The organism is Rhodoferax sp. ZS1R8, from assembly GCF_056521325.1.
The window spans coordinates 38,848-51,826 of the sequence record NZ_JBWMBA010000005.1 but is presented as its reverse complement, the minus strand read 5'-3'; the positions used below and the strand labels follow the sequence as shown (position 1 = coordinate 51,826).

At 60.8% G+C, this 12,979-nt stretch carries 12 protein-coding genes and 2 tRNA genes; 7 read left to right on the top strand and 7 right to left on the bottom strand.

The window, feature by feature from the left end; translation table 11 throughout:
• Positions 1-7: 7 nt before the first annotated feature.
• From AC097P_RS17445 to aat, 3 genes are read right to left on the bottom strand one after another with little or no spacing between them, the layout of a single operon-like run.
• On the bottom strand, positions 8-793 hold the full coding sequence (locus AC097P_RS17445) for an IclR family transcriptional regulator (protein ID WP_479611705.1): 786 nt from the start codon (positions 791-793) through the stop codon (positions 8-10).
• 9 nt (positions 794-802) lie between these two features.
• Positions 803-1,567 carry an arginyltransferase gene (locus tag AC097P_RS17440; RefSeq protein ID WP_479611704.1) on the bottom strand — a complete coding sequence of 255 codons (765 nt, stop codon included), beginning with the start codon at positions 1,565-1,567 and terminating at the stop codon, positions 803-805.
• Positions 1,568-1,580: 13 nt separating this feature from the next.
• Positions 1,581-2,330, bottom strand: coding sequence for a leucyl/phenylalanyl-tRNA--protein transferase (aat, locus tag AC097P_RS17435; protein ID WP_479611703.1), 750 nt, complete (start codon positions 2,328-2,330; stop codon positions 1,581-1,583).
• Positions 2,331-2,417: 87 nt separating this feature from the next.
• Here aat and AC097P_RS17430 point away from each other — a divergent pair.
• Positions 2,418-2,494, top strand: a tRNA-Pro gene (locus AC097P_RS17430).
• A gap of 53 nt (positions 2,495-2,547) precedes the next feature.
• Positions 2,548-2,624: transfer RNA gene (locus AC097P_RS17425), tRNA-Arg, on the top strand.
• A gap of 5 nt (positions 2,625-2,629) precedes the next feature.
• Here the strand turns inward: AC097P_RS17425 and murI are convergent.
• Genes murI through AC097P_RS17410 form a run of 3 tightly spaced genes read right to left on the bottom strand, consistent with a single transcriptional unit; the run spans position 2,630 to position 5,703 of the window.
• Positions 2,630-3,472, bottom strand: coding sequence for a glutamate racemase (murI, locus tag AC097P_RS17420; protein WP_479612090.1), 843 nt, complete (start codon positions 3,470-3,472; stop codon positions 2,630-2,632).
• 49 nt (positions 3,473-3,521) lie between these two features.
• Positions 3,522-5,084 (bottom strand): fumarate hydratase, encoded by a 1,563-nt coding sequence (locus tag AC097P_RS17415; protein WP_479611702.1) that lies wholly within the window; start codon positions 5,082-5,084, stop codon positions 3,522-3,524.
• Positions 5,085-5,121: 37 nt separating this feature from the next.
• Positions 5,122-5,703, bottom strand: a complete 582-nt coding sequence (locus AC097P_RS17410; RefSeq protein ID WP_479611701.1) for a TIGR00645 family protein — start codon at positions 5,701-5,703, stop codon at positions 5,122-5,124.
• A gap of 237 nt (positions 5,704-5,940) precedes the next feature.
• On the opposite strand from AC097P_RS17410, the gene acs reads away from it, so the two are divergent.
• The 3 genes from acs to AC097P_RS17395 all read left to right on the top strand — a co-directional run bounded on the left by acs (position 5,941) and on the right by AC097P_RS17395 (position 9,333).
• Complete coding sequence (gene acs, locus AC097P_RS17405) at positions 5,941-7,938, top strand: acetate--CoA ligase (protein WP_479611700.1); 1,998 nt, start codon at positions 5,941-5,943, stop codon at positions 7,936-7,938.
• Positions 7,939-8,068: 130 nt separating this feature from the next.
• The gene (locus AC097P_RS17400) at positions 8,069-8,320 is read left to right on the top strand and encodes a TIGR04438 family Trp-rich protein (protein ID WP_479611699.1); all 252 of its coding nucleotides are present in this window, start codon (positions 8,069-8,071) and stop codon (positions 8,318-8,320) included.
• 38 nt (positions 8,321-8,358) lie between these two features.
• Positions 8,359-9,333 (top strand): class I SAM-dependent methyltransferase, encoded by a 975-nt coding sequence (locus AC097P_RS17395; protein ID WP_479611698.1) that lies wholly within the window; start codon positions 8,359-8,361, stop codon positions 9,331-9,333.
• A 35-nt stretch (positions 9,334-9,368) separates the two neighbouring features.
• Here AC097P_RS17395 and ilvD read toward each other — a convergent pair whose 3' ends face one another.
• Positions 9,369-11,063 (bottom strand): dihydroxy-acid dehydratase, encoded by a 1,695-nt coding sequence (gene ilvD, locus AC097P_RS17390; protein ID WP_479611697.1) that lies wholly within the window; start codon positions 11,061-11,063, stop codon positions 9,369-9,371.
• A gap of 108 nt (positions 11,064-11,171) precedes the next feature.
• On the opposite strand from ilvD, the gene AC097P_RS17385 reads away from it, so the two are divergent.
• Both AC097P_RS17385 and lgt read left to right on the top strand, forming a co-directional pair.
• Positions 11,172-12,065 (top strand): LysR family transcriptional regulator, encoded by an 894-nt coding sequence (locus AC097P_RS17385; protein WP_479611696.1) that lies wholly within the window; start codon positions 11,172-11,174, stop codon positions 12,063-12,065.
• A gap of 81 nt (positions 12,066-12,146) precedes the next feature.
• Entirely contained in the window at positions 12,147-12,968 is an 822-nt protein-coding gene (gene lgt, locus AC097P_RS17380) for a prolipoprotein diacylglyceryl transferase (RefSeq protein ID WP_479611695.1), read from the top strand.
• Positions 12,969-12,979 lie beyond the last annotated feature (11 nt).

Here is a 12,979-nt window from a genome sequence, read left to right as displayed (position 1 = left end):
TCCTTCCTTACGCCGGGCTCGATTTATGGCCCAGCGTTTCCGAAATCTGCCGGGCGGTTTCCTTCAGCTTCGGTAGCCAGTTGTCTTCCATGCGCTCCGACGGCGCCGAGATGGACAACCCGGCCACCAGCCTGTCCTGGTCGTCATAAATGCCTGCTGCCATGCAGCGCACACCCAACTCCAGCTCTTCGTTGTCATTGGCTTGGCCGTATTGGCGCACCTTGGACAATTCGCGCTCCAGCGTCTCCAGTTGTGTAAGGCTGTTTTTGGTGTGGCCCTGCAAGCCCGTGCGGGCTGCATAGGCTCGGATGCGTTGGGGGTCATCCGCTGCCAGGAATAGTTTGCCTACCGATGTCAGGTGCAGGGGGGCGCGCCCGCCGATGGCGCGGACTACCTGCATGCCGGAGCGTTCGCTGAAGGCCCGCTCCACATAGACGATCTCGTCTCCCTGGCGCACACTGAGGTTGACCGGCTGCTGCGTCAGCTTGTGCAGTTCACGCATGGGCACCACGGCCGCGTCGCGCACGTTTAAGCGCCCTTTGACGAGGTTGCCCAACTCCAGCAGGCGCATGCCCAGCCGGTAGCTTCCCGGTTGTGTGCGGTCGACGAAGCGGCCAGTGGCCAAGTCGTTCAAGATACGGTGTGCTGTGGATGGGTGCAAGCCCGCCTTTTCGCTGATGTCTTTGAGACTCATGGAGTCTTCGCGGGAGGCCAAGACGTCGATCAGCGTGAACATGCGTTCAATAACCTGAACCGTGGGCTTGCTGGGGATTTCGGATATGGGTTTTGTCATGGTGCGTATCTAGTCTTCTATCTTATCGCGGGGCATCGCTTCGAACTCGCACCACTCGCTGTCACGCAAGATCTGCATCGGCGCAAAATGCGCCTTGTAGCTCATTTTGGGGCTGTCCTGTATCCAGTAGCCCAGGTATACGAAGGCCAAGCCTAACTTGCGGGCCTGTTGAATCTGCCACAGCACATTGAAGGTGCCAAAGCTGGCAGGTTCTTCCGGCTCAAAAAAGGTGTAGACGGCTGACACGCCGTCGTCCAGTACGTCCAGAATGGATACCATCTTCAGTGCGCCGGGCGTGCCATCTGGCCGGGTTTCGCGGAACTCCACCAGCCGTGAGTTGACGCGGCTTTGCAGCAGAAATTGCGTGTACTGGTCGACGCTGTCTTCGTCCATGCCCCCACCGGCGTGCCGGGTGTTCTGGTATCGCAGGTACAGCGCATAGTGCTCGGCGACAAAGCCCAGCTTGAGCACCCGCACGTTCAGGCCGTGGTGCCGGTTCCAGGCGCGGCGCTGGCTGCGGTTGGGTTTGAAGCGATCTGCCATGACGCGCAGCGGTGTGCAGGCCTGGCAACCATCGCAATACGGCCGGTAGGTGAACATGCCGCTGCGGCGAAACCCCTTGCTGACCAGCTCAGAATAGGTGGAGTTATTGATCAGGTGGCTGGGTGTGGCGACCTGCGAGCGGGCCTGGCGGTCCGGCAGGTAGCTGCACTCGTACGGCGCAGTCGCATAGAACTGCAGGGTTTGGAGCGGGAAGTCTCTGAGGTCTGTCACAGTGGTGGGTGCATCAGGCAGACAAAATGTGATTCCAGTATAGGGGGGTGAAGCGCCAATCCATGGCCGGTGCGAACTGCACCTGGCGGATGTGCGCCAAAAAGACACTCCGCGGCACCTCGGCGGCACCCAGCGATGCCAGGTGCGCCGTGTTTTGTTGGCAATCAATGAGCGCAACTCCGTTGGCGCGGCAAAACCCCACCAGCGCTGCCAGTGCGATCTTGGATGCGTCCGGCGCCTTGGCAAACATGGACTCGCCAAAAACCGCCTTGCCCAGCGCCACACAGTACAGGCCACCCACCAATTGCCCGTCCACCCAGGTCTCCACGCTGTGCGCATGCCCAGCAGCATGCAGGCGCGTGTAGGCCTCGACCATGGGCGGCAATATCCAGGTTCCGGGCTGGCCACGGCGTGAGATTTCGGCGCAGTTGGCTATGACATCTGCGAACGCGGTGTTGAACCGGACTTCGTCTTGCGCTGTGCGTGTGAACCGAGTCAGTGTTTTGCGCAGCGAGCGGTGCAGCCGGAAATTCGCCACCTGCAAGACCATGCGCGGGTCGGGGCTCCACCACAGTGGGGGCTGCCCCTCGCTGTACCACGGGAAGATCCCGTGGGCATAGGCTTTTTCCAGCGTGGCGACCGACAGGTCGCCGCCGGCGGCCAGCAGACCCGGGGCGTCGGATACTGTGCCCCATGCGGACTCCACCGGCGAAAACGGGTCGCCGGGCTCGAGCCAGGGCAAAATTGGAGATGACTGAGGCATGCAGAATGTTGTAGATATTGAAAGCACCAGGAAAAATATTACGGAGCCGAAAAGACGCGCCTCTGATGCGGTTAGAATACTAGCTGTCGGCGTGTAGCGCAGCCTGGTAGCGCACCTGCTTTGGGAGCAGGGGGTCCAAGGTTCGAATCCTTGTACGCCGACCACCATTCCAATACAAAGGCCCCAGAGTGTCGAGACTTCGGGGCCTTTGTTCTTTGTGCCCGTAGCTCAGTCGGATAGAGCATCAGCCTTCTAAGCTGAGGGTCGGGGGTTCGATCCCCTCCGGGCACGCCACCCCATCAGCCGATCGGCGCAAATCCTACCGGCGCTTGCCACTGCAACCAGCGCTGCAATGCAGACTGCAAGGCAACTACGTCTCCAGTAGCCACACACTGAAACTGCTTGGAATGCGGCCCAGCCGAAAGCGTGCCCTCGGTAGCCAGCCAGCCGTGCTCCGACAACAGCTTGTGCGTTTGCCGTGCAACCGGTACGCCGCCCTCCAGCAACACCACGTGGTCCCCCACCATCGCCTTAAGCGTATCGCCGGCGAAGGGGTAGTGGGTGCAGCCCAGCACCAGCGTATCGATGTCTCCGGTGTTTATGCCAAATCGGCCCAGAGCCCCCGTGTAGAGAGCGCAGACAGCTCCTATTTTGATAGCGTCATCGCGTTCGATCGCATCGGCCAGCCCATCGCAGGGCTGCAGCACAAAGTCGGCCTGGCCTTCGAGTGATTGCAGTAGCGCCCGAAATTTCTCACTGTTCAGCGTGCCGCGGGTGGCCAGCACGCCGATGCGCTTAGTCTGGCTCAGCTTTGCGGCCGGTTTCAGGGCCGGCTCTATGCCGACGATGGGCAGCCTGTCACCAAAGTCCTGGCGCAACTGCCGGATCGCTGCCGCCGTGGCGGTGTTGCAAGCCACCACCAGCGCTTTGATGCGGTGCTGTGCAACCAGATAGTGGCTGATGGCTTGGGCTCGGGCGGCAATGTGGGCGCCATCCCGCTCGCCGTAGGGTGCGTGGGCGCTGTCGGCCACATAGACGAAACGCTCCAGCGGCAACTCAGCGCGCAGCGCGCGCAAGACGCTTAGGCCCCCGACGCCGCTGTCGAACACGCCAATGGCATCGCCGCGCCGGTCCGCAGGCACGTCGCCAAGCTGCGGCGCATCTTCCGTGGCTGGTGCTGTCAACGCTGGCTCAAGCCGATGTCACTGGAATGGTCTTGAACTCGCCGGTGGCTATTCTTTTTTGCCATTCGGCAGGGCCGGTGATGTGGGCGCTGGTGCCGCCAGCATCCACCGCCACGGTGACCGGCATGTCAACCACGTCAAATTCGTAGATGGCCTCCATGCCTAGGTCGGCAAAGCCAACGACCTTGGCCGCCTTGATGGCCTTGGATACCAGGTAGGCGGCTCCGCCCACGGCCATCAGGTAGGCGCTCTTGTGCTTCTTGATCGCATCAATCGCGACCGGGCCACGCTCGGCCTTGCCGACCATGCTGATCAAGCCGGTCTGCGCCAGCATCATCTCGGTGAAACCGTCCATGCGGGTTGCAGTGGTGGGGCCCGCGGGGCCAACGGCCTCGCCCTGGACCGGATCGACCGGGCCCACGTAGTAGATGACGCGGTTTGTGAAGTCCACCGGCAGTTTTTCGCCCTTGGCCAGCATGTCCTTGATGCGCTTGTGCGCGGCGTCGCGGCCGGTCAGCATCTTGCCGTTCAGCAGCAGTGTCTGGCCGGGAGTCCAGCTCGCCACTTCGGCGGGTGTCAATGTGTTCAGGTCGACCTTCTTGCTCTTTACGTAGTCGGGGGTCCAGTTCACGTTGGGCCACAGGTCCAGCGATGGCGGGTCCAGGTAGACGGGGCCGCTGCCATCCAGCACAAAGTGCGCGTGGCGGGTGGCGGCGCAATTGGGGATCATGGCAATGGGTTTGCTGGCGGCATGCGTGGGGTACATCTTGATCTTGACGTCCAGCACCGTGGTCAGGCCGCCCAGGCCTTGCGCGCCTATGCCGAGTGCATTGACTTTGTCAAACAGCTCCAGGCGCAGTTTCTCGACGTTGGAGAGTTCGGCGCCACTGGCGGCCTTGGCCTGCAGTTCGTACATGTCCAGGTCGTCCATCAGGCTTTCCTTGGCCATCAGCACGGCTTTTTCGGCCGTACCGCCAATGCCTATGCCCAGCATGCCGGGCGGGCACCATCCGGCACCCATCGTGGGCACGGTTCTCAGCACCCAGTCCACCACGCTGTCACCGGGGTTCAGCATGTACATCTTGCTCTTGTTCTCGCTACCGCCGCCCTTGGCTGCGACGGTCACGTCGATGGTGTTGCCAGGCACGATCTCGGTGAAGATGACGGCGGGCGTGTTGTCCTTGGTGTTCTTGCGCAGGAATTCGGGGTCGGCAACCACGCTGGCACGCAGCGTGTTGTCGGGGTGGTTGTAGCCCTGGCGCACGCCTTCGTTGATGGCGTCGTCCAGGCTGCCAGTGAAGCCTTCCCAGCGCACGTCCATGCCCACCTTCAGGAACACGTTGACGATGCCGGTGTCCTGGCAGATCGGGCGGTGGCCGGTGGCGCTCATCTTGCTGTTGGTCAGGATCTGCGCAATTGCATCCTTGGCCGCCGGGCTTTGTTCGCGCTCATACGCACGGGCCAAGTGGGCGATGTAGTCGGTCGGATGGTAGTAGCTGATGAACTGCAGCGCAGCGGCAACGGACTCGATCAGGTCGGCTTGGCGGATGACGGTGGAGGTTGTGCTCATGGGGTTCTCTGCGGTGGGGATGGAAGAGGGGAGGAGGCTAGTGCTGGCCGCTTTGCGAATGGGCCATCAGCTTGTCCGTGTAGGCAATGGCCATGGCGGACAGGAGGAAGGTGATGTGGATCGCAGTTTGCGCAATCAGCACTTTTTCGTTGTAGTTGTCGGCGTTGATGAAGGTCTTGAGCAGGTGGATGGAGCTGATGCCGATGATGGCCGTGGCCAGCTTGACCTTGAGCACCGAGGCGTTCACATGGCTCAGCCATTCAGGCTGGTCGGGGTGGTCATCCAGGTTCATGCGCGACACAAAGGTCTCATAGCCGCCAACGATGACCATGATCAGCAGATTTGAAATCATCACCACGTCGATCAGTGCCAGTACTACCAGCATGATGATGGTTTCGTTGAGCGCAGTCACCCGGGCCGTCACATCCACGGCGTCCTTGTAACCTATGCTTTTGATCAGCTGCGCCAGCGCGTCTTGGTTGCCAAAGGCCGCTTCCATCAGATGGACCAACTCCACCCAGAAGTGGAAGACATACACCATCTGCGCCGCAATCAGGCCCAGGTACAGCGGCAGCTGCAGCCAGCGGCTGGAGAAAATGGCTCTGGACAGCAAGCTCATGTTTTTGGGAGCAGATTCGGATGGTGGCGGAGTGTTGCGCATGCGTGCGGTGTGTCGGGTTGGGTTGTGGGTGTTGGAGGCACCATTGTAAAAGCCCGCCTGCGCCGCCCTGGATACCCGCCATATCCGACGCTGCAACCCAAGGCGTTGTTGTGTAAAGTCAGTGACTTGTAAGTGCAATCCATAACCATACGCGCCAGTTCGTATTGCACACGTATAAAAACTGAGGAGACCTCCATGAGCACGCCATCGTCCGCCATCGAATCCATGTTGATAGAAAACCGGGTGTTCATGCCCAGTGACAGCATGGTCCAGAACGCCCGTATCTCGGGTATGGATGGCTACAACGCATTGTGCGCGCAGGCCGAGAGCGACTTTGAGGGCTTCTGGGCCAAGTTGGCCCGCGAGAACGTGGTGTGGAATAAGCCTTTTACGCGCACGCTGGACGAGTCCGACGCGCCGTTTTACAAATGGTTTGATGATGGTGAACTCAATGCCAGCGCCAACTGCCTGGACAAGCACATCGGCACCCCCACTGAAAACAAGACGGCTGTCATCTTCGAAGCCGATGACGGCACGGTCACCAAGACCACCTACAAAGAGCTGCTGGCCCGCGTCAGCCAGTTTGCCAATGCACTGAAGGCCGATGGCATCCAGAAGGGTGACCGCGTGCTGGTCTACATGCCGATGACGCTGGAGGGCGTGATTGCGATGCAGGCCTGCGCCCGCATAGGCGCCACGCACAGTGTGGTGTTTGGCGGCTTCTCGGCCAAGGCTTTGCAAGAGCGCATCATTGATGCTGGCGCCGTGGCGGTAATAACCAGCAACTACCAGATGCGCGGTGGCAAGGAGCTGCCACTCAAGGCCATCGTCGACGAAGGACTTGCGATGGGTGGCTGCGACACGATCAAGTCGGTGTACGTGTACCAGCGCACGCAAACCGCCTGCAACATGGTGGCTGGCCGCGACAAGACATTCACCGAGGCCCTGGCCGGCAAAAGCACCGAATGTGCTCCGGTGCCCGTGGGTGCCGAGCACCCGCTGTTCATCCTCTACACCTCCGGCTCGACTGGCAAGCCCAAGGGTGTGCAGCACTCCACCGGCGGCTACCTGCTGTGGGCCAAGCTGACGATGGACTGGACGTTCGATTTGAAGCCTGAAGATGTTTTCTGGTGCACGGCCGACATTGGCTGGATCACTGGGCACACCTATGTGGCCTACGGCCCCCTGGCTGCCGGTGCGACGCAGATCATCTTTGAAGGCATCCCCACCTTCCCCAATGCAGGCCGCTTCTGGCAGATGATCGAGCGCCACAAGTGCTCGATTTTCTACACGGCGCCGACCGCCATCCGCTCACTGATCAAGGCAGCGGAAAGCGATGCCGCCGTGCACCCGGATCGCTCGGACCTGTCCAGCCTGCGCATCCTGGGGTCGGTGGGTGAGCCCATCAACCCCGAAGCCTGGATGTGGTACTACAAGAACGTGGGCCATGAGAAATGCCCCATTGTGGACACTTTCTGGCAGACCGAAACCGGCGGCCACATGATGACCCCGCTGCCCGGCGCCACGCCACTGGTGCCCGGTAGCTGCACGCTCCCTTTGCCCGGCATCATGGCCGCGATTGTGGATGAGGTGGGTAAAGACATTCCCAACGGCACGGGTGGCATACTGGTCGTCAAGCGTCCCTGGCCCTCGATGATCCGCACCATCTGGAATGACCCGGACCGTTTCAAGAAGGCCTATTTCCCGGAAGAGATGGGCGGCAAAATGTATCTGGCTGGCGATGGCGCAGTGCGCAGTGCGGACCGGGGCTACTTCCGAATCACCGGGCGTATCGATGACGTGTTGAACGTGTCGGGCCACCGCATGGGAACGATGGAGATTGAATCGGCATTGGTCGCCAAGTCAGACCTGGTTGCGGAAGCGGCTGTTGTCGGGCGTCCTGACGACTTGACCGGCGAGGCGATTTGCGCTTTTGTCGTGCTCAAGCGCCCCATGCCAACAGGCGACGAGGCCAAGGCCATTGCCAAGGAACTGCGCGACTGGGTGGCCAAGGAGATCGGCCCCATTGCCAAGCCCAAGGACATCCGCTTTGGCGAAAACCTGCCCAAGACCCGCTCCGGCAAGATCATGCGCCGCCTGCTGCGCTCGCTGGCCAAGGGCGAGTCCATCACGCAGGACACCTCTACGCTGGAAAATCCAGCCATCCTGGACCAGTTGGGCCAAGCGTATTGAAGCGAAGGCTAACCCGGCCATGCGAAAGCCCGCAATTGCGGGCTTTTTTGTGGGTGGCGTCTAATGGAGAGGAGATAGGCGAACGGGCTTGGGTTACAGTAGAAAGCACGGGAACGAACAGGAGTCTGCTATGTATTTAGTCGGGTTGGGAGCCATTTTTTTGGTGATGAAATGGCTGGAAATGGGTCCCGTCGCGGTGTGGGACTGGTGGATCGTTCTGTCGCCGTTCGGCCTGGCGGTGGCCTGGTGGGCGTGGGCTGATTCCACCGGCTACACCAAGCGCAAGGCCATGGAGGCGGAAGACGCCAAAAAGAAAGAGCGCATCGAGCGCAACCGCGAAGCCATGGGCTTTCTCAGCGCCAAAAAACGCAACAAGCGCTGAGCACGGGCGCCGGTTGGCGACCACTTCGATTTTTTTCTATGAATGTTTCGGTTTTTGATGAAGCACAGTACCTGAGTGCTTACCCAGACGTAGCCGCTGCTGTGCGCGACGCGGTGTTTCAAAGCGGGCTTGAGCACTATGAAAAGTTTGGCCGCGCAGAAGGGCGTAAGCCGACTGCGCTAGCTGCCGAACTGACGCGGGAAGAAAAGATCTTCCACCTGCTGAACAAGCCCGGTCTGGGCCTGGAAATCGGTCCTAGCCACAATCCCATTGCACCCAAGAAAAAAGGGTTCAACGTTCACGTCCTCGACCACGTTAGCGCAAGTGATTTGCGGAAGAAGTACGCAGCGCACGGTGTCAATCTGGACAACATCGAGGAAGTGGACTTTGTCTGGAGTGGTGAGCGCCTGCCAGATTTGATTGGGCAGACGCAATGTTATGACTGGATCATTGCCAGCCACGTTATCGAGCACGCACCGGATTTCGTCTCGTACTTGCAGCAGTGCGAAGAGTTGTTGAAACCTGATGGGCTGCTGTCACTGGTGGTACCAGACAAGCGTTATTGTTTTGATTTCTTTTCACCGGTCAGTTCCACGGGCCAGGTATTGGATGCCCACGCACAAAGGCGGTCACGACCGAGCCCGGGCCAAATCTTCGACCATATCGCCAATGCTGCTAAACGCAACGGCGAAATCGCGTGGGCTGTTGGCGATGCGGGTGGGGCAGACGGGCTGGCACACACCGTGGACGAGGCGCGGGACCATTGGGCACACGCGTTGGAGCACCATTCCGAATACGTTGACGTCCATGTTTGGCGTTTCACGCCGGCGTCGTTACGGATACTCGTCTGCGATTTGGCCACTCTGGGCTTGGTCAATCTGGAGGTCCGGTCCGAGTTCGATACCCGGGGTTGTGAGTTCTATGTCACGCTGGGCAAAAGAGATGGGGGCCGACCTGCGGAGGTGGATCGCCTGCAGGCCCTGCAAAACAGGATGGCCGAGAGCGCTCTCTAGCTCTGTGTGCCATCCTGCTCTGCGTGCAATGGGTTTCAGTAGTTATCCAGCACCGCACCCTTGCTGGCACTCGACGCGTTGAACGCAAACTTGGCTTGCACGCCGCGCGTGTAGCGTGGTGCAGGTGCCGTCCACGCAGCGCGGCGCTTGGCGAGCTCGGCTTCGGGCACATTCAGCTCCAGAATCAATTGGCGTGAATCGATGGTGATGGAGTCACCTTCCTGCACCAGCGCGATGACGCCGCCAGCTGCCGCCTCGGGCGCCACGTGGCCTACCACCATCCCCCAGGTTCCGCCGGAGAAGCGGCCATCGGTGATCAGGCCTACGCTTTCGCCCAGACCCGCACCAATCAACGCGCCGGTAGGGGCCAGCATTTCTGGCATGCCAGGGCCGCCCTTGGGGCCCAGATAGCGCAGCACCATCACATCGCCGGCCTTGATCTTGCCGGCCAGAATGGCGGTCAGCGCGGATTGCTCGTCGTCAAAGCAGCGGGCCGGCCCAGTCATCACGGGATTTTTGAGACCCGTGATCTTGGCGACCGCACCCTCTGGGCTCAGGTTGCCCTTCAAGATGGCCAGGTGGCCTTGGGCGTACATGGGTTTGTCGATAGGGCGGATCACGTCCTGGTCCGCACGCGGCACGTGGGGAATGTCTTTCAGCACTTCGGCAACTGTTTGACCACTGATGGTGATGCAATCGCCATGCAGCAGGCCGGCGGCCAGCAGCGTCTTCATGACCTGGGGTATGCCGCCCGCGCGGTGCAGGTCCACGGCCAGGTATTTGCCCGAAGGCTTTAAGTCGCACAGCACGGGTGTCTTGACACGCACGCGTTCGAAATCGTCGATGGACCAGTCGACATCAGCCGCGTGGGCAATGGCCAAAAAGTGCAGTACAGCGTTTGTGGAGCCCCCGGTTGCCATGATGACGGCCACGGCGTTCTCGATGGACTTCTTGGTGACGATGTCGCGCGGCTTCAAATCCTTCTTGATTGCCTCGATCAGCACCTTGGCCGACTCCTTCGCCGAGTTCATTTTCTCGTCGTGCGGGTTGGCCATCGTGGACGAGAAGGGCAGGGAGATACCTAACGCTTCAAAGGCCGACGACATCGTATTGGCCGTGTACATGCCCCCGCAGGAGCCGGTGCCGGGGATGGCGCGTTTTTCGATTTCCAACAGGTCTTCGTCGCTCATATTGCCGGCAGCATTCTGGCCCACCGCTTCGAACACGCTGACGATGTTCAGGTCCTGGCCCTTGTAGCGGCCAGGCAGGATGGTGCCGCCGTACACATAGATGGCCGGCACATTGGCGCGCAGCATGCCCATCAGACCACCGGGCATGTTTTTGTCGCAGCCGCCGACCACGACAACGCCGTCCATCCACTGGCCCTGCACGCAGGTCTCGATGCAGTCAGAAATCACTTCACGTGACACCAGCGAGTACTTCATGCCCTCGGTGCCCATCGCCATACCGTCCGAGATGGTGGGCGTGCCAAACACTTGCGCGTTGCCACCGGCTTCTTCAATGCCGGCAATTGCCGCGTCGGCCAGCTTTTGCAGGCCGCTGTTGCAGGGGGTGATGGTGCTGTGCCCGTTGGCCACGCCGACCATCGGCTTTTTGAAATCGCCTTCTTCGTAACCCATGCCGTAGTACATGGATCGGTTCGGTGCGCGGCTCTTGCCTTCGGTAATGTTTTTGCTACGGGGATTCAGGACGATGGGTTTGGTGGTCATGCGAGGGCTCGTCTAATGTTGGAGGTGGGTCGGGACAGTCGCGAAGTATGCATCGCGGCAAAAACTTGATCAAATATATTTAATAGCGTGTATTAATATGCTCTACGTATGAACGAACATTTGATCGAGCTGAGGGTCTGGCGCCAATTCATTGCTGTGGCCGAGGAGCTGCACTTTGGCCGCGCAGCTGTGCGGCTGCATATGTCTCAACCGCCGCTGACGCAGGCCATTGCGCTCTTGGAGGATCGCCTGCAGGTGCGGCTGTTCGAGCGCACCAAGCGTTATGTTGCGCTTACGCCCGCAGGCGCCGCGCTGATGCCCGAGGTGCGCGAGCTGCTGCAGCGTGCCCAGGCGCTGCCGGCGCATGCCCGCGCAGCTGCAACGGGCGAACTGGGGCGGTTGCGTCTGGGTTTTGTGTCCACGGTTGGATTTGCACTGCTGCCCGAGTGGGTGCGGGCGCTACGCGAACGCCACCCCGGTGTCCAACTGGAGTTGGTAGAGGCCACGGGCGATGTTCAGCTGCAGGCGCTGGAGCGCGGTGCCATGGATGCAGGCTTCATGCTGCACGCGCCGGGTTTTGCGCCGGCCGCACTGCAATGCCGACTGGTCACGCGCGAGCCGCTGGTTGTGGCATTGCCACAGCAGCATGTGTTGGCCAGCCCATCACCGTTGGCACTGGATGCCGTACTGGCCGAGCCTTTGGTGATTTTCCCACGCCATATTGCACCATCACTCTACGATGCCGTGTTTGCGCTCTACCACGGGGCAGGGCGCTTGCCTCAGGTGGCGCAAGAGGCCATTCAGATGCAGACCATCGTCAACTTGGTGTCGGCTGGCCTGGGCCTGGCGTGGGTGCCGGCCAGCGTGCAGCAATTCCAGCGGCCCGGCGTGGTCTACCGCCACGTGCAGGGGCAGGCACCGCAGTGCGAAACCAGTCTGGTGTGGGCGCGTTCCAATCCGGTGCTGGAGCGTTTTCTGGCGTTTGCGCCGCCTGTGATCTAGGTTGTGCACTTGGCAACTGCCAAGCGCCTTTTTTGTCTGTTTGGATAGCGGCATGCCCGGGCTAGCGTGCAAAATACGGGCATGCTCATCCATCCCCAAATCGACCCCGTTGCGCTGCAACTTGGCCCCGTTGCCGTCCATTGGTACGGTCTGACCTATCTGGCGGCCTTCGTCCTGTTCATGTTCCTGGGGCGGCTTCGCTTGCGCCACCAACCCTTCGCGTCAATACAGGGTGCGGGTGCCTGGACCTACCGCGACGTGGAAGATATTTTGTTCATGGGCGTCATGGGCGTGGTACTGGGCGGACGCCTGGGCTACTGCCTGTTCTACAAGCCGGCCTACTACCTGGCCCACCCGCTCGAAGTCTTGTACGTCTGGCAGGGTGGCATGAGCTTTCACGGTGGCATGTTGGGCGTAATCGCTGCGATGGTGTGGTTTGCCCGGTCGCGCAACAAGCCGTTCTGGCAGGTTGCCGACTTTGTGGCTCCCTGTGTGCCCACGGGTCTGGCGGCCGGGCGGGTCGGCAACTTCATCAATGGCGAACTGTGGGGCCGCCTGGCCGACCCGTCGCTGCCTTGGGGCATGGTGTTCCGCGGCGCGGGAGATGCGCCACGCCATCCTTCGCAGGTTTACCAGTTCCTGATGGAGGGCCTGCTGCTGTTTGTGTTGCTGTGGCTGTATGCGCGCAAGGAGCGCAAGCAGGGGCAGGTGGCCGCGGCCTTCCTGTTCGGCTATGGCGTATTTCGGTTCATTGCTGAGTTTTTCCGTGAACCCGACGCCCACTTGCTGTGGCTGCAGCAGCAGACTGGCATGAGTATGGGCCAGTGGTTGTGCGTACCCATGATTGTGGGCGGTATCGGCCTGTGGTTTTGGGCGCGCGGGCGCAACCAACCCTCTCGTTAAACACATAGGGC